Source organism: uncultured Vibrio sp. (genome assembly GCF_947488985.1).
Taxonomy (GTDB): domain Bacteria; phylum Pseudomonadota; class Gammaproteobacteria; order Enterobacterales; family Vibrionaceae; genus Vibrio.
On sequence record NZ_CANLBV010000018.1, the window covers coordinates 1 to 24,007 of the forward strand.

The 24,007-nt window shown below is 43.9% G+C and carries 17 protein-coding genes and 1 pseudogene; 11 read left to right on the forward strand and 7 right to left on the reverse strand.

The annotated features are described in order from the left end of the window. Positions 1-186, forward strand: a pseudogene (locus Q1A70_RS06195) (IS4 family transposase); the annotation flags it as partial. Positions 187-227: 41 nt separating this feature from the next. Here Q1A70_RS06195 and Q1A70_RS06200 read toward each other — a convergent pair. Continuing rightward, entirely contained in the window at positions 228-794 is a 567-nt protein-coding gene (locus Q1A70_RS06200) for an SPOR domain-containing protein (protein WP_299688102.1), read from the reverse strand. Positions 795-1,010: 216 nt separating this feature from the next. Here Q1A70_RS06200 and Q1A70_RS06205 point away from each other — a divergent pair, with 216 nt between their 5' ends. Beyond that, positions 1,011-3,692: a bifunctional acetate--CoA ligase family protein/GNAT family N-acetyltransferase gene (locus Q1A70_RS06205; protein ID WP_299688105.1), complete on the forward strand. Its 2,682-nt coding sequence runs from the start codon at positions 1,011-1,013 to the stop codon at positions 3,690-3,692. Here the strand turns inward: Q1A70_RS06205 and Q1A70_RS06210 are convergent. Continuing rightward, complete coding sequence (locus Q1A70_RS06210; protein WP_299688108.1) at positions 3,684-4,571, reverse strand: LysR family transcriptional regulator; 888 nt, start codon at positions 4,569-4,571, stop codon at positions 3,684-3,686. The two genes, Q1A70_RS06205 and Q1A70_RS06210, sit on opposite strands and share 9 nt — an antisense overlap. A 227-nt stretch (positions 4,572-4,798) precedes the next feature. Between Q1A70_RS06210 and Q1A70_RS06215 the strand changes: the two genes are divergently transcribed. After that, the gene (locus Q1A70_RS06215; protein WP_299688111.1) at positions 4,799-6,931 is read left to right on the forward strand and encodes a TonB-dependent hemoglobin/transferrin/lactoferrin family receptor; all 2,133 of its coding nucleotides are present in this window, start codon (positions 4,799-4,801) and stop codon (positions 6,929-6,931) included. A gap of 357 nt (positions 6,932-7,288) precedes the next feature. On the opposite strand, the gene galE is transcribed toward Q1A70_RS06215, so the two are convergent. Further along, complete coding sequence (galE, locus tag Q1A70_RS06220) at positions 7,289-8,302, reverse strand: UDP-glucose 4-epimerase GalE (RefSeq protein WP_299688113.1); 1,014 nt, start codon at positions 8,300-8,302, stop codon at positions 7,289-7,291. Between the two features lie 394 nt (positions 8,303-8,696). On the opposite strand from galE, the gene Q1A70_RS06225 reads away from it, so the two are divergent. From Q1A70_RS06225 to Q1A70_RS06235, 3 genes are all read left to right on the forward strand, one after another. After that, positions 8,697-9,440 carry a 5-oxoprolinase subunit PxpA gene (locus tag Q1A70_RS06225; protein WP_299688116.1) on the forward strand — a complete coding sequence of 248 codons (744 nt, stop codon included), beginning with the start codon at positions 8,697-8,699 and terminating at the stop codon, positions 9,438-9,440. Between the two features lie 117 nt (positions 9,441-9,557). Next, positions 9,558-10,307: an allophanate hydrolase subunit 1 gene (locus tag Q1A70_RS06230; RefSeq protein WP_299688119.1), complete on the forward strand. Its 750-nt coding sequence runs from the start codon at positions 9,558-9,560 to the stop codon at positions 10,305-10,307. 49 nt (positions 10,308-10,356) lie between these two features. After that, positions 10,357-11,250, forward strand: coding sequence for a biotin-dependent carboxyltransferase family protein (locus Q1A70_RS06235; RefSeq protein ID WP_299688226.1), 894 nt, complete (start codon positions 10,357-10,359; stop codon positions 11,248-11,250). A gap of 147 nt (positions 11,251-11,397) precedes the next feature. On the opposite strand, the gene Q1A70_RS06240 is transcribed toward Q1A70_RS06235, so the two are convergent. The 3 genes from Q1A70_RS06240 to Q1A70_RS06250 all read right to left on the reverse strand — a co-directional run bounded on the left by Q1A70_RS06240 (position 11,398) and on the right by Q1A70_RS06250 (position 16,438). Beyond that, positions 11,398-12,852: an FAD-dependent oxidoreductase gene (locus Q1A70_RS06240; RefSeq protein WP_299688229.1), complete on the reverse strand. Its 1,455-nt coding sequence runs from the start codon at positions 12,850-12,852 to the stop codon at positions 11,398-11,400. Between the two features lie 471 nt (positions 12,853-13,323). Continuing rightward, a complete protein-coding gene (locus Q1A70_RS06245) occupies positions 13,324-15,762 on the reverse strand; it encodes an ABC transporter permease (protein ID WP_299688122.1) in 2,439 nt (812 codons plus the stop codon). Position 15,763: 1 nt separating this feature from the next. Beyond that, a complete protein-coding gene (locus Q1A70_RS06250; RefSeq protein ID WP_299688125.1) occupies positions 15,764-16,438 on the reverse strand; it encodes an ABC transporter ATP-binding protein in 675 nt (224 codons plus the stop codon). Here Q1A70_RS06250 and Q1A70_RS06255 point away from each other — a divergent pair. From Q1A70_RS06255 to Q1A70_RS06270, 4 genes are all read left to right on the forward strand, one after another. After that, complete coding sequence (locus Q1A70_RS06255) at positions 16,437-17,054, forward strand: arylesterase (RefSeq protein ID WP_299688128.1); 618 nt, start codon at positions 16,437-16,439, stop codon at positions 17,052-17,054. The genes Q1A70_RS06250 and Q1A70_RS06255 overlap by 2 nt on opposite strands. 81 nt (positions 17,055-17,135) lie before the next feature. Next, complete coding sequence (fabV, locus tag Q1A70_RS06260; RefSeq protein WP_299688131.1) at positions 17,136-18,335, forward strand: enoyl-ACP reductase FabV; 1,200 nt, start codon at positions 17,136-17,138, stop codon at positions 18,333-18,335. A gap of 181 nt (positions 18,336-18,516) precedes the next feature. Next, complete coding sequence (locus tag Q1A70_RS06265) at positions 18,517-20,424, forward strand: GGDEF and EAL domain-containing protein (protein ID WP_299688134.1); 1,908 nt, start codon at positions 18,517-18,519, stop codon at positions 20,422-20,424. A 123-nt stretch (positions 20,425-20,547) separates the two neighbouring features. Continuing rightward, positions 20,548-22,203, forward strand: coding sequence for an ABC-ATPase domain-containing protein (locus Q1A70_RS06270; RefSeq protein ID WP_299688137.1), 1,656 nt, complete (start codon positions 20,548-20,550; stop codon positions 22,201-22,203). A gap of 217 nt (positions 22,204-22,420) precedes the next feature. On the opposite strand, the gene Q1A70_RS06275 is transcribed toward Q1A70_RS06270, so the two are convergent. Beyond that, complete coding sequence (locus tag Q1A70_RS06275; protein WP_299688140.1) at positions 22,421-23,056, reverse strand: DNA-J related domain-containing protein; 636 nt, start codon at positions 23,054-23,056, stop codon at positions 22,421-22,423. 294 nt (positions 23,057-23,350) lie between these two features. Between Q1A70_RS06275 and Q1A70_RS06280 the strand changes: the two genes are divergently transcribed. Beyond that, positions 23,351-23,965 (forward strand): DUF2238 domain-containing protein, encoded by a 615-nt coding sequence (locus tag Q1A70_RS06280; protein ID WP_299688143.1) that lies wholly within the window; start codon positions 23,351-23,353, stop codon positions 23,963-23,965. Positions 23,966-24,007: the final 42 nt, after the last annotated feature.

Below are 24,007 nucleotides of genomic sequence, written 5' to 3' on the forward strand. Positions count from 1 at the left end.
ATTATGCGTTTAATAGTCGGTCTTCCATATTCATCACCGGGAGCAATCCCGCGGCAACTCCAGAACTTTTACTCGATGAGCGGGAGTTTAATATTAGAGCCAAGGCGAGACAGATCTTTCCCTAGAGTCGTGAAGAAAAAGCCAAGCCGATATCCTAGAAAAAACAATGCCGCTCACCTTAAGTGAACGGCATTAGAGCAACGGCTCCCTCTTTAATGAATCAAAACTTAGTTTAACTTGTTTAGCGTTGGGTATTCAGAGTTTTTAATATCATCAATACTCTTAACGAACGGCTGCAGGTTTTTGAAAGTCGCTGGAAGAGCTGATATTGCCTTTTTAGCTTCTAAGCGTGTCGCATAGTCACCGTAAAGTACCGTGAACCACTTAGTGCCATTCACCATTTTGTAGTTTTCCCAGACCGGCTGAGACGCCGTTGGGAGCATTTTCACGAAAGAGTCGACTTTACTTTGGCTACCAACCGCAACAACTTGAACTGTATAGCCAAAACGCTGGTTCATATCTTGTTGTTTTTTCGTTGGGCCTTTCACCGCCGCAACGGGTTTAGCCGTCGTGCTTTTAGTGACCTTCTGTTCAACAGGCTCGGTCTTAATAACGTTAGTCGTAACATTCTCTTCAACAACGCTTGTTTGCTCAGATTGAGATACAACTGGAGCTTCAACTTTAGCTGTTTTGTACTCTTCCTGATAACTATCTGAAGTCACATCCGTGATGTAGTTCTCAGAGACACATGCAGCCAAGAGCAGTGGCAAAGTCGCAATTGCAAATTTTTTCATGGAAAGCTCTATATCCTTAATAATAGTTACTATAAATCATGCCGATACGCTGATTTAGAATCAAGTTAACTTTGAGATTATACATCATTAGTGGGTGACCTATTTCACAAACTTTATGCCGTGTCCGCTTATTCATCTAAATTCGGTGAATAAGCCGTCAGCCTATCAGTGAAAAGTAAGTTACGATGAACTTACGTGCATTGCTAGGATATGTCCATGAATCATCTTGATCCCCTACTCAAACCCCGTTCAATCGCCGTTGTTGGTGCCTCTCAACGAGAATCACATGCGGGATACATCGTCATGAATAACCTTTTGCATGGGGATTTTAAAGGTGCGGTGATGCCCGTGACGCCGAAATACGGTTCAGTCGCGGGGGTCCTCTCTTATAGAAACATTCTATCGCTGCCCATTGTTCCCGACCTAGCGATTTTGTGCACCAATGCGACGCGTAATATTGCTCTCTTTAAAGAACTTGCTGACAAAGGGATCGCTTCTGTGATTGTGCTCTCTTCTGATATGCACCAGCACTTAGACAATGGCGAAACGTTTGATTCAATGTGCCTAAAGATCGCCAAGCAACACAACATTCGTGTGCTCGGGCCGAATAGCTTGGGCGTGATCATCCCTTGGCTTAACCTAAATGCGTCTTTTTCTCCTGTCACTGCACTGCCCGGTAAAATCGCGTTCATCTCTCAATCAGCAGCGGTGTGTACCACCATTCTTGATTGGGCCAACGACAAAGAGATTGGTTTCTCTGCGTTTATCTCGATAGGTAATGGTAGTGACATCGAGTTCTCTGAGTTGTTGGATTACCTGAGTACCGATTCCCACACAGAAGCGATATTGCTTTATGTCGACAGCGTTAAGGATGCAAGACGATTCATTTCTGCAGCAAGAGCTGCATCACGTAATCGAAGAATTCTTGTGTTAAAAGGAGGTCGCACCGAAAAAGGCAGAGCCGCCGCTATCGCACACACTGGCGGTACCAATACGTTAGATATCATTTATGACTCGGCGATTCGTCGTAGTGGTATGCTGCGAGTTAAGAATTTGCATGAACTGTTTGCAGCGGTAGAGACGCTCACTCATTCTGTACCTTTACGGGGGGAACGGCTTGCTATTGTTACCAACGGCGGTGGGCCGGCTATCATGGCAGTGGATACTTTATTTGAACGCGGCGGTAAGCTTGCTGAGTTATCAGATAACACGCTTGATGCATTAAGCAAGGTGTTGCCAACCAGTTGGTCACATAGCAACCCCATAGACATTGTTGGTGATTCTGATGTTCAGCGTTATATAGACACCATCAACATTCTGCTTGATGGTGACGAAACCGATGCCATTCTCATCATGCACAGTCCTTCTGCGATCGCGCACTCAGCCAACACCGCCAAACGAATTATTGAAGCGATTAAAAAGCACCCTCGCCATAAGCGGTTTAATATTCTGACCAATTGGTCTGGTGAGTTAACCGCAAGACCTGCACGAAAATTGTTTACTGAAGCGGGGATCCCTACCTATCGTACACCTGAAAGTTCCGTGGTTGCTTTCATGCACTTGGTGGAGTACCGACGTAATCAAAGACAATTAATGGAAACGCCGACCACGGCAGAAAAAGTTCACATTGAAGACTTAGCCGATGCCAAAAACTGGATAGAACAACAACTACTGGATAAAAACACAGTTAGTCTTGATACCCACCAAAACAGCCAATTTTTCAAACACTTTAATTTGTCAGTTTTACCTACCTGGATCGCTTCTGATCCTAGTGAAGCGGTACATATTGCAGAGACAATTGGTTACCCTGTCGCGGTAAAACTGCGTTCGCCAGATATCGCCCATAAGTCAGATGTACAGGGTGTGATGCTTAACCTGAGAAACAGTAATGAAGTCGCTAATGCCGCGCAAGCCATTCTCGATCGGTCTCAATTATCATACCCGACCGCCCATATTCATGGCTTATTGATTCAAGGAATGGCCAAACTTGCAGGTAGCCAAGAGTTACGGATCAAAGTGACCACCGACGACACCTTTGGTCCTATTATTTTATTGGGTCAAGGTGGATCCGAATGGGATGAATCCATTGACGCTGCTGCGGCGTTTCCACCACTGAACATGACACTGTCTCGTTACTTGATTATTCGAGCGATAAAAAGTGGCAAGATTCGTTTGCAAAAACTGCCGAATCCGATTGATATTGAGGGACTATCTGAGCTTCTGGTCCGTATTTCGCAGATGGTTGTTGATTGCCCTGAAATTCATGAACTGGATATACACCCAGTACTTGCCAATGGTGATAAATTCACAATACTCGATGCCGATATTATACTAAAAGCCTATGAAGGCGACCCTCAAGAAAGGCTCGCAATTCGTCCTTACCCTGTTGAACTTGAAGAATATATAACGTTGAAAGATGGTTCAGAGGTGTTATTGCGCCCGATCCTTCCTGAAGATGAACCACTGCATGCTGACTTTATTCACCGAGTTTCAAAAGAGGATCTCTATAAACGTTTCTTTAGCGATGTCGGTGAATTTAATCATGAGGCGCTCGCCAATTTCACGCAAATTGATTTTGATAGAGAAATCGCCTTTGTGGTCGTTAGTGAAGAACATGGCGTTCCAGCAATTATTGGTGTGTCTCGAGCGCTGATTAACCCAGAGAATACCGATGCAGAGTTCGCGATATTAATACGTTCAGACTTAAAAGGTGTCGGTTTGGGTCGTATTCTGATGACTAAGGTTATCGATTACTGCCGTGCAAAGCAGACGAAACAGATGTCTGGAATGACGATGCCGACCAATAGAGGAATGCTGACACTAGCTCAAAAACTTGGTTTTAAGCTAGATATCAGTTTTGAAGATGGAACCGCAGATATGGTGTTACCGCTATTTTAATGACCAAGTCTTTTTAAGGTGTTGAATGCACCAAGATTTAGCATCACCCATTTTGTTGCGGCGCCACGCCATAACAATGTCAATCGCGTGTAATTCTGTCCCTGAGATCTGCTGTAACACACCAGATTCTATTAATGGGTTCGCGATAACCGTCGGCATGGTGCCAATTCCTAATCCTGAAGTTAACGCGTCAACTTTGGCGGCAAAACTTGTCACGGTTAGGCGCGGCTGTTTTTCTAGAATATTGATACTCATTGCGGGTTGATCACGGGCTGTATCGGCGATAGCAATAACCCTGTAACTTTCTCTTGCCTTTTGATCAAACTCACCTGAACGCTTGTGAACATAGTGGTTTGATGCTGCGACCCAAATCATCTCTATCTTACCAATGACATCACTTTTCATATCATTTGGAATAGTATCGATCTTCGGGCACACCAGTAAGTCGGCACGTCCATCGGCGAGTGACTCCCAACATCCCGCTAAGATCTCTTCCTGTAATCGAACTTGCGTTTTACTTATTTTACCTAGCTCATCGACCAATGGGAACAAATTGGCAATGGGGATAATGCCATCAAACGCGATGGTTATATTGAGCTCCCAGCCGTTAGCAAGAATACTCGCATCATTCACTAGTCGTTCTGTCGCACCAAGAATCAATCGTCCCTGCTCGAGTATCAATTGACCCGCTTCCGTGAAGTTAGCTCGGTGTCCAGATCGATCAAAAATCATAATATCTAACTCTTGTTCGAGTTTTTGTATTTGATAACTGAGTGACGATGGCGCTCTATCCATTTCATTGGCCGCCGCAGCGAAACTGCCACGACGTTCAATCGCATCTAATATGTGTAACGCTTCGAGTGTTATTGGGCTATGCATCAGTACTTCACTTTATAAATGAGAGGTTTATCACAAAAATAAAAGCATTTAATCGTTAAGCGAAACGTATTAAAATCCTTTTAATACAGTGGTTTACTGTACTTAAAAAGCTTTCAGTTGATAAAGTTATAAATAAATTTAAATACAAATAATAGTAATTATCATTTAGATCCAATAGTATCTTTCTCGTAATCAAGATAATACTATGGAATTAAGGTAACTATCAGATGTATAAGCAATCCCTACTCTCTGCTTCAATCATTTTAGCGCTTTCATCAACCTCAGCCTTAGCTGAAGATTATGCCCTATTTAACGAGGTTGTTGTATCTTCAACTCGTACAGGTCAACAACTTGAAGATGTGGCGGCTTCAGTCACTGTGATCAACGAGAAAGATATCGAAAAAAACATGGTCACGGATGTAGAAGATTTATTTAAGTACACACCAGGCGTGACGGTAACAACAAATTCTCGCCAAGGCATTCAAGGCATTAATATCCGAGGAATGGAAGGTAACCGAGTCAAAGTTATCGTTGATGGGGTCTCTCAAACCAACCAATTTACGCCAAGTGGTACTCAATCATTCAATTTCATTAACTCTTCCCGTGTTGATGTTGATACCGATATGTTGAAGTCCGTAGAAGTTGTAAAAGGCGCAGCGTCATCGCTATACGGTTCAGACGCCATTGGTGGTATTGCGGCATTTGAGACAAAAGATCCAAGCGATTTTTTAAAAAACAAAGATTTTGGTGGCCATGCTAAGTTCAACTATTCATCTTCTGACAACACTTTTAGTGAGTCTGTCGCTTTAGCAAATCGTGTTGGCGATCTTGAAACCTTAGTAGCTTATACTCGAAGAGATGGCGAACAAATAGATAACTTCGGAACACCTGATGAGCAAGATACTCAGAACAATAACTTATTAGTTAAGCTTCAATATCAACTCAATGAACAGCACCGTTTAGAATTCTCGGGCAACTTTATTGAAAACTCTGGCGATACAAACTTAGAAGACTCAAGCTACACCAACTACACTGGCGAGGACTCAACGAGCCAGCAACAAATTGGCATCAAACATATTTGGGATGCCAATTTAGCGTTTGCCGATACGATGACTTGGCAAGCAGACTGGCTGAGTAAAGAAGAAAATGGCATCACCAATCGTACTTCGAACGGCGGAATGTTCTTACCGCCAGCAGGAAACATTCAGAAAAAAGACTATGTCTATTCGGATGAAGGTTATCAATTTGATGTTCAATTCGATAAGTTCTTCATGGCTGGTAATGTAGAGAACTACTTCATTTATGGCGCTTCTTATTCAGACAAAGATATTGAAAACGTAAATAACGAATATAACTCTATCAGTGACGATCAGGTTATCTTCTATATTCCCGCCGCCTCAGAAAGAAAATATGGCTTCTTTGCGCAAAATGAAATGACGATCGGCAATTGGATGGTCACTCCTGGCGTTCGTTTTGATAGATTTGAAACGGACCCGGGCGATGCCAGCCAAAACCCAAGTGGCAACCCTGAAGAAGATTATGCTAAATACTCAGATTCCGCTGTCACGGGCCGTTTAGGTGCAACTTACACACTCAATGATGAAAACAAAATTTTTGGTCAAATCAGTCAAGGCTTTAGAGCTCCTGATTTCCAAGAGCTGTACTACTCATTTGGTAACCCTGCTCATGGTTACGTGAATGCCCCTAACCCAGATCTAGAAGCCGAAGAAAGCCTCTCTTATGAGCTCGGTTGGCGTCATAACACCGATTTCTCATCAAGTGAGATTGCGGTCTTCTACAGTGATTACGATAACTTCATTGATACGTTGCCAGTAAGCGGTTCTGGCTCTCCAATGGACCCGACAATCTACAAAAATGTGAATATTGATGAAGCGATAATTAAAGGCATCGAAGCATCTAATACTTTGTCATGGAATCATTTCGTGTCAGTAAAAGGAATTAGCACGCGAATTGCTGCAACCTACACTGAAGGTGAAGATGGAGAAGGCAACCCTCTTAACAGCGTAAACCCTTGGAATGCGGTCATTGCCTTCAACTACGATGCACCGACGTCACTTTGGGGCACGTCATTGAACATCAGCTACACTGCAGCTAAAAAGTCGAGTGACATCAACAGTGTCGGTCTAACTGACGAAATTCTTCCTATTGATTCAGCAACGGTCGTTGACCTGACGGCATATTACTTGCCAATGAAAGATCTCACACTGCGTGCGGGACTCTTTAATGTTACCGATGAAGAGTACTACTCGTGGAATGATGTTCGTGGATTCTCACAAGAAGAGAGAGATTACACACAAGCTGGTCGAAACTGGTCAGTAACGGCTAAATACGAGTTCTAATTCGTTAGAAGACTGATATTAAAGCAACTTATCGCACTAAAAACTAAAAAGCCAGCACATGCTGGCTTTTATTTATTTCACTAAAAATTGTATAAAAAAGGGAATAAAGTGAAATTACTGTTCTGCCATCTCTTTCTTAACCATTACAGCAGATGCAATGATGAAAGCGATAATTAGACCTAGTTCCATGATTAACTCCAAAGAAAATTAACATTAAGCAAACAATTCGAGAGAATGGTAACACAACAGTTTTAGAATGATACTTTTTAACGGCAAATTTATTTTTTATTCGATTTAGATCAAAAAAAGATGCCCAAGGCATCTTTTTCTACATTAAACATTCATGAAACTGCTCGATCAGCTTGGGAAACCATCAGGGTTTGTTGACTGCCAAAGCCATGTATCTTCTGTCATGTCCTTTAGTGTGCGTGTAGCATTCCAGCCCAACTCTTTTTGAGCTTTAGCAGGATCGGCCCAGCACTCTGCAATATCGCCAGGACGACGTTCAACAAGCTTATAAGGGATATCTTTACCGCTCGCTTTTTCGAACGCTTTAACCATATCCAAGACACTAGAGCCATTACCTGTACCAAGATTATAAATATGGAGGCCGTCGTTATGCCCTACTTTATCTAGTGCTGCGATGTGTCCATCAGCTAAGTCCATTACGTGAATATAATCACGAACACCAGTGCCATCTTTTGTTGGGTAATCGCTACCAAAGACAGACAAGAACTCACGTCGACCAACAGCAACTTGAGAGACAAATGGCATTAGATTGTTTGGAATACCTTGTGGATCTTCTCCTAGCTCACCACTTGGGTGGGAGCCTACTGGGTTAAAGTAACGCAGCAGCGTAATACTCCAATCTGGATTGGCTTTTTGAAAATCAGCTAAGCACTCTTCAACCATTAACTTACTGCGACCGTATGGATTGGTTGCACTGGTTGGAAAATCTTCAGTAATCGGTACGCTTTCAGGATCACCATAGACCGTAGCCGACGAGCTAAATACCAATGATTTCACATTAGCATCGCGCATCGCATCGACCAGAACTAACGTGCCATTGACGTTGTTATCGTAGTATTCCAGAGGTTTAGCAACCGACTCTCCCACCGCTTTCAGGCCTGCAAAGTGGATAACTGCTTGGATGTTATATTTTTTCATGGTTTCAGTCAGTAGCGATTTGTCGCGCACATCACCCTCAATGAAATCAGGTCGAACACCAGAGACTTTCTCGATACGCTCTAAAACGCTTGACTTACTGTTGTACAAGTTATCAAAAAGCACTGGCGTCATACCTGCGTTGATCATCTGGATACTTGTATGGCTACCAATGTAACCCATGCCGCCTGTAACTAAGACATTCATGTGTCGGAGACCTTTTTGTTTAAAAATATTTAACCTGTCACTTAGGATACAACAACTTAGGGTAAGGTCACAAACATCCGAGCTGATTAGCCGACCGTCAATAACACAAAGTTATGTTGCATGGCTATCGCACTTCTTTGGGGAGACTTTCCTTATGATTTCAAGATGTGAGCATTGGCTTTAAAGTCGTAGAATTCTCAAATGCTGATAGTATTCATAAAATTTATATTATTAAATAAGAACGTTAATTTTAAGTTAATAACTTACCACTCACTCAACAATAGCAAAACTTTGAGTTAGGTCACTGTTAAATTCTGCCATTTGTAAGAACGTCTTAAACAGCTGCAACCATAATCCGAACTACAACTACAAAAACGTAAAGGAATGACATCACGTGACAGCCAAGGTATTGCTTAATTGCGACATGGGAGAAAGTTTTGGCAACTGGAAGATGGGTGACGATGAGTCAGTCATGGAATGGGTTGATATGGCGAACATCGCTTGTGGGTTTCATGCATCAGATCCGCACGTTATGTCCAAGACCATTAAACTCGCGCAACACTATCACACTCAAATTGGTGCTCACCCGGGTTATCAAGATCTGGTCGGCTTTGGACGTCGCTCGATACCGCATACGATGGATGAGATCAGTGAATTAGTCTGTTACCAAATTGGGGCCTTGCAAGCGCTTTGTCGTTATCACCACACCACCGTTAGCTATGTGAAGCCTCATGGTGCACTTTATAATGATATGATGGCGAATACCGATATTTTTAATGCGATAGCTCAAGCCGTCGCTGAATTTAACATCCCTCTAATGATCCTCTCTTCTTCAGACAATCAACAGTATTTAGATATCGCGGATGATCATGATTTACCCTTGTTATTTGAAGCCTTTGCTGACCGAGCGTACTTGAATAACGGGCAGTTGGCCCCACGAATGATGAAAGGCTCGGTTCATGTTAATAAAGATGATATCTATAACCAAGTGATGCAGATCATTAACTACGGCTCTGTCACCACCATACAAGGGGAAAGACTGCCGATTGAAGCCGATACCATCTGTGTACATGGTGATAACCCTCACTCTATCGCCTTAATCAGAAAAATCAGACAAGACCTCAATACATTTAATTAGCATGCTGCGTGAACTCATCACCTGACAAATCATCAATGAATAAAAAGAACACTTTGGAATAAAACTAGATTCGATAGTTAGGGCGCTGATTATCGAGAAGAGCAGTATGGAAACGAAATGATGACGAATCCGATTGAATTTAATATCGTGCCGGTCGCTGAGTGCAGCGTTTTAGTCACGCTATCGATAAAATCAAAGCAACAATCTAGCACTCAGTACGCGCAATATATGGCTCACTTTTCCGATACGATTCGCCAAAAATTTGCGTCGGTGCTGATGAACGTCACACCGTCTTATCACACTATATTAGTCGACTATCTCCCTTATTGCATTTCAGAAAACCAATTTATCGAGCAACTTAATGTCTTGTTAAGTCAAGCGGTCTCCTCATTTTCGAGTACGAATAAGGCAATCAATATTATTGATCTACCCGCCTATTATTCAACAGAAACCACGCTCGATTTAGCACGATATCAAGACAAAGGCTTGTCGTTAGACGATATCATTCATTATCACACCTCACAGACCTACACTGTGAGTGCAATAGGGTTTATTCCGGGTTTTGCCTTTATGTCTGATGTGGTCGATGAGCTGGCTTTACCTCGCCAATTAACTCCCCGCTTAAGTGTTCCGAAAGGCAGTATCGCTATCGCAGATTTGAAAACAGCGGTGTACCCCTCAGAATCACCGGGCGGCTGGAATATTATTGGTAACTGCCCACTGACGCTATTTGATCATAGCCTATTGAACAACAGCGACATCGCGCAGTGCTCGCTGTCTTTACTCAACGTTGGTGACTCAGTACGTTTCTCGGCAATATCAAAACAAGAATTTGTGGCGCTTGGTGGAGGGATTGTAAATGATTAAATCCATCTATCAATCGACACTGACCATCATTAAGCCCGATCCATAGAGCCTGATTCAGGATTTCGGACGATTTGGGGTTGCGCATCTAGGATTGACGCAAGGTGGTCCGATTGACGATGACTCTTACCGTTGGGCAAATCATCTATTTGGCAACCCTGTTAACCAAGCTGCGTTAGAAATCACTCTTGGTCAATGTCGGTTAAAAGTCGACTCAGACTGTGAAATGGCGTTATGTGGTGGTGATTTACAAGCCAAACTTGATGATAAACCACTGGATAATTGGAGTACATTCCAAGCATTTAGAGGACAGGTTCTTTCATTTGGCTTACCCAAGAATGGATTAAGAGCATATTTAGCGATCAAGGGCGGCTTCAATGTTCCAGTAATGCTTGATAGCTGCTCAACCGTAACACGAGAAAAAATTGGGGAGTTAACACAAGATGGGGAGCCATGCCAACCAGGACAACAAATTGGTTTTACCCAGCATGCTCTTTCTCACCCCTTTAAAGCGCTCGGTGTCGCTTATCGATTCAAACCCGATTTCAATTTGCCATTGAACTTAAGGGTTATTGAAGGATATCAAAACGAACAGTTCTCTGAATCAGCAAAACAGACTCTCTATAGCGCACAATTCAGTGTTAGCCAACACTCCAACCGAATGGGTTATCGGCTCACTGGCGACGCGGTTGCCTCGCCGAACATCACCTTATTGTCGGAAGGCATTGCCCTTGGTGCGATTCAAATCCCCCAAGATGGACAGCCAATTGTGCTGCTCAACGACAGACAGACCATTGGTGGGTATCCGAAGATTGGATGCGTCGCTAGGATTGATTTACCCCGTTTAGCACAAGCAAAACCCGGTCATCAGATATCATTTAGTAAAGGGGATCGTCTAGGTTTGCAGGCAGTTTGGTGCCAATGGGCTCGGTTTTTCGGCTATTAGTTTTTGCTATGTCGCTAAAAGTATTTAGCCTAGAAGATGAGTTTGGATGATTTTCGCTATCTAAACTGGTATTTGAATGAAGATTCGGCTTACCTATCACGGTAAGCCGAATTGAAGGAGTGCAGCGTAGTCGATCATGACTGACGATTAAGAGTGCTCTTGCCCTGAAACTTTAGCAAGTGAGTCTGGATATCCACGCTCTTGGGTTAACCCTATCGCTCGGTCTTCAATTTCGCGTAGGTTAAGTGACATTGTCACGGTGTGGCTATCTTCAATTGATACCGAGTCTGATGTGTCAAACCAGTGCTGGGCAATCTTTTGTGCCGCCTCAAACGTTGAAGATGCTTTTACCACCTCAAGTCGCGCGTAGCGATCACCGCAAAATGAAACATCAGCCGCTCTCAAGCTAGGATCCGTCCCTGGGATCTGCTGTGCGCCAAACAGAGGCTTGCCGCCAACCACTGCAGAGCCAAAGCTTGGGATAAACTGAGACATATGAGTGATTGCAGCGCGAGTTCTGAGATCAAGCTGCGCTTCACTCCAGCCAGACACAATTTTCTTGAGTAACTTGGACGGCAATTGAGGTTGTGAGGAATCGGTGGAAGACGATACCAGCCCCCCTTCAAACAGAGTGATGCCTTCTGTCATACCATGCAACTGAAACACACCATCGGCATAAGGCGTCAGTTGTGCCATACCTTGCGGTGTGCCTCTTGGGCCATGAAAGATCACCTCAGGCCACTCTTCCTGACACGCTTGCGAATATGCCCATTCGGTCACATAAGCGGCTTTGAATTCCACCAGCCTTTGCTGCTTAGAGCCAACAAAGTCATCCACGATGCCCGTTTCAAAGCCACTGGCATTAATCAGATAGTCAGCCTTAAGATGACGACTTTGATTTTCACTGTCGGTATAGGTTAACGACCAACCTTGATCTGTCGACTGTGCTGATTGTAATCGACTGTTCGTCAACACCGTACAGTTTGGTTGCTTACCTAAAGACAATTGAGCCGTCGCAGATAATCGGAATACGCTCCAGCCATACTCTTGAACCACCACAACGGGGAACTTAAGTGTGTCTAAATCTGTATGCTTGGCAAAAGGAATGCACCAATCATCAAGCGATGTCGGATTCAGAGGTTGCGTTCTTTTAGCAAGAGCCAGCAAGTCTTGTTGGCTATATAGCTTGTAATATTGTTGCGGATCGCCCAAGACTTGGTTACTCGCATCTTGTTTAACAAGCTCTGCGTAACTGTTTTGGATCACCTTAAGTCGAGGAAGCAACGCCAAAGGATCTCCACCATCACTATGCGGAACAGCAATGATGGTCGGACGAATATTGATCGTGTGAGGAAATAAGCGGACGGTATCAATAGATTGTGTAAGCAACTTAACGCACTGCTCCACCGAAATATCTCGATACAAATTGCCGCCTGCGTGCAAGTGACAAATAGGTGGGCCATTAACCAAACTCGGCCCTTTTTCCAGAATAGTGACCTTAAAACCTAACTCGCTAAAATGAATAGCACTTGTGGTTCCAGCAATACCACCACCAACAATGGCAATAGAAGGTTGATTTGTATCCATTTTGTTGTAGTTCATCACTTTATAAAGAATAAGATTAACTGCCACCATTCTACTTTTGTTCGGTGACGAATTAAAACACATTTTTATCAAGGTCTTAGCCGAACGGTCATTAATATGTATGTAAAAAACATAAATAATCTCTTGACTCAATAACTCCAGCAAGAATTTTAACGGTTATTCTAACCGCCAAATTTGCCCTAGGTGACGCCACACAAAGGCTGCCTTAACACCCGTAAAACACCGACGCCAACTTATCCCTAAAGTTATCCACCGATTTTGTGGATAACTGTTGATAACGTTATGATGAAGTTGCGCAAACCCTTTGTTTACAGGGACTAACCGCCATTCATTAAGTCGGCATTATTGAACAATTGATTTTGAAAAATGCTAAAAATAGCGAAAATTAAGGTGGAATATGTCTTGTTTATACTAAGGGCTGTTAAGCTTTCTCGGTTAAATAAAATCGATTTTCTCAACATATGAAGATTATCCGAAATCTTTGTTCATTGGTGCTAATAGACGCTTAATCAAGCTATTGACCACAGCGGCTAGCGTGATAAACGTCAGTACTGGCAATGCGACCCAAAGCATAGGGTGCAGTGAAGGTTCCAGTTCGAAGCCAAACTTCATTACGCTTGCGACACTCAGCTCTGAGCCCAACGCTGCAATAGAGCCAGCCACTAACGCCATCAAGCCGTATTCACACCAGATGGTGTTAAGAATTCGCTTCTTGCTCGCGCCTAATGTGCGGTACAAACGTATCTCTTGTTGTCTTTGGGATAAGCTTAGTCTCAGCAGTGTAAAGATAAGCAATAGCCCTGCCACCACACCCAAAGCGGCGAGTACAGTTATCGACCAAACGATCTGCTTGAGCAATTCTTGGATCTTATTGCCCATCTTACGAATATCCATGAGGCTCACCGTCGGGTGATTTCGAGACAGTTCGTTGAGCATTTGATCGTGCTGCTGCTCCAATTTAAAGCTCACTAACCAAGTCGATGGGATAGAACTCAATACATCGGGAGTAAAAATGAAGTAAAAGTTTGGCTTCATCTCACGCCACTCGACTTTTCGAATGCTATTCACCTTAGCTGTGACATTCTGGCTGTTAATGGTAAACGCAAGCGCATCACCAATTTTCAAGGCAAGCTGCTCAGCGACATCAGACTCTACCGACACCCCCTGCTCTTGTGTCCAACTGCCTTGTAACACTTCATTGTACTCAGGCAGGTTATCACCCCAAGTGAAGTTGATCTCGCGGCTTAGCGCGTCTGTTTCCCCTGAGGTATTGCTGTACTCCGACGCTTCAACACCATTAATGGTCGTCAGTCTTCCTCGGATAATTGGAAACGCTTGGGTGCGCTCTACATCATTTGCGTCAATGGTCGCGAGATAACTGTCTTTCTCATAACTTGCAATATTAAGCGCAAATGCATTAGGGGCGTTCTCAGGCAAGGTCTGTTGCCAATCTGACAATAAATCGCTTCTAACCAACCAAATGATAGACAACAACATCAGTGAAAGGGCCAAAGAGCCAAATTGAATACCTGTTGCAAATGGCGTGCGATTGATTCGACTCAATGCCAAGCGCATAGAGGTCGAAGTCGGCAACTTGCCAACCAAGCGCAGAACAAGCGTACTGACAATCGCAAGCACTAAAAATAGGCACGCAATACCAGCAAGAACGATCCATACCAACAGGTTACCGCCGTACATCAACATCATTGGAATGATCGGCACCAGCAACAACAGGTACTTCTTGTAGCTTTCATTAGACTGATAGCTTGATTGAATAACACTGATGGCCGAGGTGTTGACCAAACCAATCAGCGGAATACCTAATGCCGGTACGCCAATGAGGATACTTGATAAAATCGCCAAAATCGCAGGTTCAACGCCATAACTTGGAAGTGGTGATGGCAACAGGTCCCCCAATGGTATGCGAAGCAAAAATTCTAAACCAATACCAATAGTGATCCCTAGCACACCCCCAATAACAACCAGCAATAACACCTGTACCGATAGCCATTTAATGATCCACGGCTTGCTTGCACCCAAACTCTTCAGCATCGCGATGGTTTTACGGCGACTTGCAACATAGTGCTGGCAAGTGAGCACTAAAGTGGTCGCGGCCATGATCACCACAATAGCAACAGTTAACGAAAGGTACTGGGTCGTGCTTTCAAACATGTCGTTGGTGCGACTACCGGAATCTTGCGTGCGCCAGCGGTCGCTCGGCGTCAATTCAATAATGTCTTGTGCGGCTTTGAGTTTGGCCTCATCACCGTTCAAAAACAGTCTAAAGCTGACACGACTGCCCGGTTGAATCGCCCCTGTGGCATCGATATCACTTCTGTGAATCAGTACTGCTGGCATTTGTTGGAATGGGTTAAAGCTTAAACCAGGTTCTTGTGTGATTCGCCCAGTTATCGCTAAATCAGCATCGCCAATAGTGACATTGTCACCAATTTCAACCTCTAACTGTGCGAATATACGCTCGTCTAACCAAAGTTCACCCGGCTCAACATGATGGCTGGACGCTTTATCGACACCCTCTAAGATCATTTCGCCGCGCAGTGGATAGTTGCTTTCAACCGCTTTAACCGTCACTAACTGCATTGAGTTATCACTGAATGCCATGGTTGAAAAGCGAGTTAACTGCGAGCTTTCTAGTTGCTCAGCTTGGGTGAGATCGAGTAATGGTTGTGGGATTGGGTTAGCGGAAATAAACACACTATCGGCAGTGAGCGCATCTTTACCCTGCTTAACGATCACCTGCTCCATGCGCTCGGCCAATGCCGACAATGCAAACACACAAGCAATGATCAGGGTTAATGCAATAGAAACCGGCCATAGCTGACCGTGTCGAATCTCTTCGATACTCCATGAGAATAAGCGTTTATTCAGTCCGTTTGATGAGTTCAATTTAGACTTCCTCTATCTGACCGAGATGCATTTTCAGTGTTCTTTGGCAGCGCTGTGCGAGCTTAGGATCGTGTGTCACCAAAACCAGAGTTGTACCGTGTGATGAGTTCAATTCAAACAACAGTTCAACAATTTTTGCAGCAGTTTGCTGGTCTAAGTTGCCTGTTGGCTCATCGGCAAACAGGATTTTTGGCTTGATCATAAAGGCGCGCGCTAAAGCGACCCTTTGTTGCTCACCGCCGGATAGCTGAGATGGCAGGTGATCCAATCTATCTTTTAGGCCAACCGACTCCAGCAAAGCAGTGGCGCGTTCGATGTCTTCGTCTTCCCCTTTAAGCAAGCAAGGCAGCGTGACATTTTGCAACGCAGAAAGGCTTGGGATCAGTAAGAAACTTTGAAAAACAAACCCGACCGATTCACTGCGGATTTTAGCTCTTGCCTCGTCATCAAGCTGTGAAAGAGGCTGCCCCAATAGACTGATTTCGCCTTTACTTGGCACATCGAGCCCGGCAAGTAGCGTCATTAAGGTCGATTTGCCCGCACCCGATGTACCAACAATCGCGACTGTTTCACCTTCACGAATATCGATATCAACATGCTCTAGGATTGTTAAATGTTCTTGATTAGTAGACACTGTCTTAGAAACAGCTTCTGCTTTAATGATGGATGTATGCATGACTCGACTAATTTCCTTTTTATTCTTTATTTTATTTTCAACGGCTTCTTTGGCCCAAACGCCAGCTCAAAGCTCTACATTACTGGTCCTTGGCGACAGCCTAAGTGCGGGTTACAACATGGACATCAAACAAAGCTGGCCAAGTTTACTGCCCGACGCACTCGCTAAGCACAATAAATCGGTTACCGTGGTTAACGGAAGTATTTCTGGTGACACAACAGGTAATGGTTTAGCTCGCCTACCGCAACTACTCGAAGAGCATGCACCAGACACCGTGCTTATTGAACTCGGGGCCAATGACGGACTTCGCGGTTTCCCACCTAAGTTAATGTCCGCAAATTTAGATAAAATCATCAAGCAAATAAAAGCGGCGGGTGCCAAACCTGTCATAATGCAGATTAAAATCCCGCCGAATTACGGTAAGCGTTACAACCAACAGTTTGAATACGTTTTTGCCGCTCTCGCTGATCAACAAAATGTACCGCTTGTGCCATTTTTCCTTGAGCATATCATTCTTAAGCCTGAGTGGATGATGAACGATGGATTGCACCCCAAACCAGAAGCTCAACCTTGGATTGCTGAATTTGTCGCCGAGGAATTATATCAGTATCTTTAGGTTTTAACGGTCTAGCTCAATAAATTTTACACAGCTTTACGTTAGCCTAAATGCATATCATCGATAAATGTAAGGTTATTTATGCTGCTCGAACCTGTTATTAAGGGTGTGGTTGCCAAAAGCGCACACCCTATTGGCTGCCAAGAAGCCGTAAAGCAACAAATTCAGTACGTTAAGAGTGCGCCGCAAATCAAAGATGGCCCTAAACGAGTATTGATCATCGGCGCATCCTCTGGCTTTGGCCTCGCGGCTCGCATCGCCCTCACCTTTGGCGGAGCAAAAGCTGACACCATTGGCGTCTCATTCGAGCGCGGTCCCAACGAAAAATCCCTTGGTAGTGCCGGTTGGTACAACAACATTTACTTCAAACAAGAAGCAGAGCGAGAGCAACGTACCGCCATCAACATCGTTGGCGACGCCTTTTCATCGCATACACGTGAACAAGTGATCGAAGCCATTGAAACCTTCTTCGAAGGCGAGGTGGATCTCGTTATCTATAGCTTAGCGACAGGCGTACGACCTAAACCGGATTCCGACGAGTTTTGGCGTTCAGCCATTAAGCCAATCGGCGCAAGCGTGACTGGCGCGACAATTTCTCTAGAACACGATCGCTGGGTAACGAATACGCTTGATGCTGCCACGCAAGATGAAGCCGAAAGCACACTTAAAGTGATGGGCGGTGAAGATTGGGAAAACTGGATTGATGAACTGATTAACGCAGAATCGATCGCTCAAGGCTGTAAGACGATTGCGTTCTCTTATATCGGCCCGGAAAGCACGCACCCTATCTACCTTGATGGAACGCTGGGACGCGCCAAAATCGACCTTCATCAAACCAGCCATGCGCTTAATCTTGAACTAGCCAACTTTGGTGGCAGTGCCTACGCGACTGTCTGCAAAGCGCTAGTCACCAAAGCCAGTGTGTTCATTCCGGGATTAAGCCCTTACCTACTTGCTTTGTATAAAGTGATGAAAGAGAAAGAGACCCACGAAGGTTGTATTCAACAGATGCAGCGCTTGTTTAGCGGCAAATTATACGGCCAAGAAAAGGTACCATTGGATGGAGAGCGCTTAATTCGTATGGATGATTGGGAGCTTGAGCCTGAAACTCAAAAACAGGTATCTGAGATTCTCAAAAAAATGGATGAAAGCAACTTCCAAACATTAGGTGACTATCAAGGGTTCAAAGAAGAGTTTTTGCAGTTGAATGGCTTTGCTCAGCAAACCGTTGACTATAGCCATAAACTCAACCCCTCTGAGTTTATAGAGTTAAAGCCTTAATCTTAAGGCGACACGATCTCAATACTGAGACAACAACGTATATAAAAGAACCTCTGACTCATTACAGAGGTTTTTTTATACATCCTTTCTATACTTAACTTACTCATTATTGCCACTTTTGAATTCATCATAATTAACACAGGACGTGTTGATGCTTACTGCATGATTGACTCGGAGTCATATGAAGAAGATTAAAACGCTCGATCTCGACATACCACACGACATGAAATTAGGTTGGCAAAATATTGTCGACCTCCTCGCTCAGATCACCCAAGTGCAAGCCGCACTCATCATGCGTGTCCATCATGACTTTATTGAAGTCTTTTCTACTAGCCAAAATGATAGCAACCCATACTCTCAAGGCAGTGCAGAATTACTGGGAAAGGGTCTTTATTGTGAGAGTGTGATGCAATCTAAGCAGACGCTCATTGTGCCCAACGCTTGTTCGGACCCTGAATGGGAACATAATCCAGACGTCAAACTGGGCTTAATTTCGTATTGTGGTATTCCACTACTTTGGCCCAATGGTGAGCTGTTTGGGACCATTTGTATCTTGGACTCTAAAGAGAATAGCTACACTTCAACCTATATAAAATTAATCGAAAGTTTTCGCCTTTCGATTGAGTCGCAACTCAAGACCTTGTTTCAGCATGCAAAGTTACGGCAAATGAATCAGGCGTTAAAAAACCGTGTTGACACAAGAACCAAAGATCTCGCCAGCCTTAACGTCTCATTGAATCTAGAAATTAATAAGCGCAAAGCTGCTGAGCAAACCGTCAACTTCCAAAAAAACCACGATTTTGGTACCGGATTTTTAAACCGAAGTGCTTTTGAGTCTAGACTCAATCACAAACTCTCGTCACAACGTAAGCTGACAAATTGTTCATTCGCGGTGATTCATATCGGGTTTACCAACGGCAGACGCATCCAAGCCCGATACGGCTACGCCGCCTTAGACAAATTACTGATTGAATATCGCCAGCGGATAGAAAGTATTACTGATATTGATGTGTTAACCGCGCGCCCTACTTCCATTGATCTTGTTCTGGCATTCAGTGTTAAAGACTTGCACGAACGACTGGATAAACTGATCCTTGAGCTCGTCAGAATAGGCCACTCAGAATTTTATATTGGCAATGACAGCGTGCATCTTCATGCTTACATCGGTATCGCGATGACCGACGATGAAGACCATGCGGAAAGTATCTTAACCAAGTCTTCCGAAGCGATGTTGGCATGTAAAGATTCTGGTCAAAAATTTGCTTACTACAGTCAGTCTTACCCTGAGAAACAAAATCATACCAATAAGGTGGAAGGTTATTTACTTCAGGCGATTCGCAATGACGACCTTATACTCTACTTTCAACCTAAAGTTTGCCCTTCAACTCGCCGCTGGGTAGGCGCAGAAGTTTTGCTACGCTGGCAACACCCTGTGCTAGGCGATATTTCTAATGAACCCCTAATACATATGGCTGAGAAAAATGGTCTGATATTTGAGGTAGGTAGCTTTGTTCTACGCAATGCGATTGAAAAAGCTAAAGAGTGGTCAGAATACGTTGATGATTTCAAGTTGGCAGTGAACGTGTCTGCGGTGCAACTTAATAATGCTCACTTTGCCGAGCAGGTCCTCCACTTATTAGAAACCTACCATCTCGAGCCTCGCTTTTTGGAGTTAGAAATGACGGAAAGCGGCCTGATTGCGGATGAAGTGGTCGCAAGGAACACACTTGAATCTTTACACAACATTGGCGTTACATTGTCACTAGATGACTTTGGACAGGGGTATGCCTCTTTCAGTAACCTGAAAAAGTTTCCATTTGATACGATCAAAATTGATAAAAGCTTCATTGACCAGATGCAAAACTCACATGAAGACTCTGAAATAGTGCGCTCTATTATTCTGATAGCGAAAAAGCTCAACTTGAAAGTGACCATTGAGGGCATAGAATCCGAAGTTCAAGAGCAATTTGTCATTGATGAAGAGTGCAATTCCGGACAAGGTGACCTATATGGTAAACCGATGACTGCTCAGGAATTTGAGCACAGCTTAATCAATCAAAATTATTTAGGGACAACGCGTTCCGCTTAGAGCGATAAAGAGCAGTTAGTTTTGGTTTTCAGCCTACTTTCTCTTTACTCTACTGGTGGTGGTTTTTATAATCGCCGCCTTTCTGTATTTATCTTCCCCTCTATATAATAGGCATTCCTCGTTATGGATCAGTTGACTGCAAAGCTTAAAAAGCTCGAAAAACAAAACTACCGTGCATATCAACAAATTAAAGGTCAATACGACTTTGCTGATTTTGAATTACACATCGACCACATCCAAGGTGACCCATACGCGTCAGCTTCTCGTTTTCGCGCCACACGCGCGTGGTCGTTAACTGGGTTAGATTGGCTGAAAGAAAAGTCTTACGAATACCAAGTCGCCGCGCGTGACTTTATTGCACGTAGCTTCTCTGAGTTCGCGAAACAAGAATCAACGGTGTCTATCGCCCTGACAGGTCAAACGGTATTAGACAACACAGCGGTTGTTTTCACCGATCACGGCATCGAAATTCGTTTTCGCATCAATCTACCTGCGGATGGCCGAAGTATTCTTGCGAAGAAAGCGAACAACATTATCACTTTCTACTTACCGAAGTTTATTCGTCGTGCGACGCTAGAGCGTGAACTGAACATCGATGCAATGATTCAGCATTGTGAAACGATTGAAGACCAAGAAGCACTGCGTGCTCAACTTGACGAAAATAACCTAGCGGCGTTCGTTGCCAACGGTAGTGTGCTACCGCGTATTGCTGGTAACTGCGACCTTCCAATGAAAGATGCTGTCCCTTTCACGGCTCCAGAATCCTTGAGTGTGACTTTAAATACCCCAAACCAAGGCGACATGACTGGTCTCGGTATTCCAAAAGGCATCACGCTGATCGTTGGTGGTGGCTTCCATGGTAAATCGACGCTATTGAACGCGGTTGAACGTTCGATCTACAACCATATTCCTGGTGACGGTCGTGAAGGCATCGTGACAGCGATTGATACCATGAAGATCCGCGCTGAAGATGGCCGATGTGTGCACAGCTTAAACCTGTCGAACTACATCAATCATTTACCAATGCAGAAAGACACTTCAAATTTCAGTACCCAAGATGCTTCGGGCTCTACTTCACAGGCCGCTTGGTTACAAGAGTCGATTGAAGCGGGCGTGCAAACTCTATTGATAGATGAAGATACGTCAGCGACTAACTTCATGATCCGTGACGAACGTATGCAAGCGCTAGTATCAAAAGGCGATGAGCCAATCACGCCACTTGTTGACCGTATTGGTCAACTGCGTGAAGAAATGGATATCTCTACCATTGTGGTTATGGGTGGCTCTGGTGATTACCTAGATGTAGCGAACACTGTTATTCAAATGCACGACTACCAAGCAGTAGACGTGACTGAAAAAGCAAAAGACGTGATTGCTCAGCACCCGACTCAGCGAACTAACGAATGTGAGACGGCCTTGGAGACCTTTGTACCACGCTCATTAAACCGCACTTCACTGATGAACATTCTTACTGACGGTAAGTTCCGTGTTAATGCTAAAGGCAAAGAGTCGCTGCGTTTTGGTAAAGAGTTTACTGATTTATCAGCACTTGAACAGTTGGAGTCGACTTCTGAGGTTAATGCGATTGGTTGGGCTTGGTTCCAATTTGCGCAAACGCCAGGTTGGTCAAACAACCCTGCGAAAGAATTCAGCGCTATCTTAGATAACGAATGGCACGCGAATATGCCTAACTATGGTGATCTAGCAAAACCAAGAACATTGGATGTAATGGCAGCGCTAAACCGCATGCGTAAATCTCAATTCAAGCCTTCGAACTGATCGCGTTACTTGATTACTTAATTCGTTAGCTAGTTAGTAAACAAATTAACCTTCTACGGCTCTCAATCTGAGAGCCGTAGATTTATCTAACGAATTGAATATGCCTATAGAAAATGAATAATCTATGGATCTTTTTTTAGAACAAAAAATCCCCATCACTGGGGCTTTTGTGGTATTCACTCAATATCGCTCACGTCTTCTACTGCTATAGATGCAATTACTGCCTTAATACATGCCATGCTTCGCAGAGGGCTTGAAATTTAGCCGTGTTACCCTCGTCTCGGTCTGGGTGCCAACGCAATGCCAAACGTCTCCACTGTTTACGGATCTCTTTTGCAGAGGCATCTAACGGTAATTCAAACAAACTCAGAGCGTGGCTTCTATCCATGTCTGTTTCGCTTCCGCCAACAAACTTTTTGTATCGAGTCCAAAACTCGTTAAGTAGCCTTTTTACTTCTCCCTCATCCGCTTCATAGTTCAACCAGTTGATGTAGTACTCACGCAAGGGGTCGTGACGATCAATAACATGTGTGTTCGCATAATAGCGGCCGAAGAGTAACTCTATATTCATCGCTTGTACCTGAAGCCAACTGTCGGGATACAGTGTCTCTTGTAACTGATAAAGGGCATTCATGATCAAAAAATTCTTTTTAAACAATTCTTTATCTGGTGATGAATCTAAAGTGGGGATCAAGCCAAGTTCATTGAGATGAGTGGCTAAGGTATGCACTTTCCATCCACAGGGTTGCTGTTTGAGCACTTCCATAATGGGCCACAACAGAGGGTTTTCCATATGAGTATAAAAATGGGTACGAATGTCTTGGTGATGTGATGTATCTGGCTGGTTTAACATAGTTGAATGAGCCTGTTACCATATGCATTGAAGTCTCTATTAATTGAAAGCCATCGAGCGCAGTTTGTCTAGTTTCGCACTTCAGTAGTTGAATTGTGATTTAAATTTCAATCAGTTATATATATTCAAACCATAGGATTTATCTGCGTTACCATTTAAATTTTGTTAAACTTTAGTGATGGCTCGTCTCTATGTGAGCCAAGCACCGTCGTTCTCGACAAATTTAGCTATTTCAGCTAATTAAATGCTGCTGATTATTATGTGACTATAGTCAAATCTCCACGAGACCTTGAAATGACCACTACGCCACTTGCTCATAACAGACCATTGCTTTCACTCACAGCGCTTTATCTGATTGTGTTTCTTTTTTCTGCTTTTGCCCCCTCTTCAAGAACCGTGTGGATAGCAGAAATTATCCCGGCACTCGGTATATTAGTGGGTATTTGGTGGCTATCAACTAAGCTCACCTTCACCAAAACAGCCTACGTTTTGATGTTTATTTGGTTAGTCCTACATACTATCGGCGCAAAGTATACGTTTGCAGAAGTGCCATTTGATTGGTTCAATAACATGATAGCTTCTGAACGCAATAATTTTGACAGAGTCGCTCATTTATCTATTGGTCTCTATGCTTACCCGCTTGCTGAATATTTGATGCGTAAGCAACTCGTGCAACCTTTCATTGCTTGCTTGTTTTCACTGTTTGCAATAATGAGCGTCGCGGCGGGCTATGAGATCATTGAGTGGTGGTATGCGGAAATAGCCGGAGGTGATGAAGGCATCGCTTTCCTTGGCTCACAAGGTGATATTTGGGATGCACAAAAAGACATGTTGTGCGACACCCTTGGCGCGCTGATTGCGTTATTACTTCTCAAGATTCAAGGGCGAGCGAGAGTGACTCCATCTTAAGGTTTGCGCTGCTACGTTATCGCTTTTCAATCATAGCTTCTA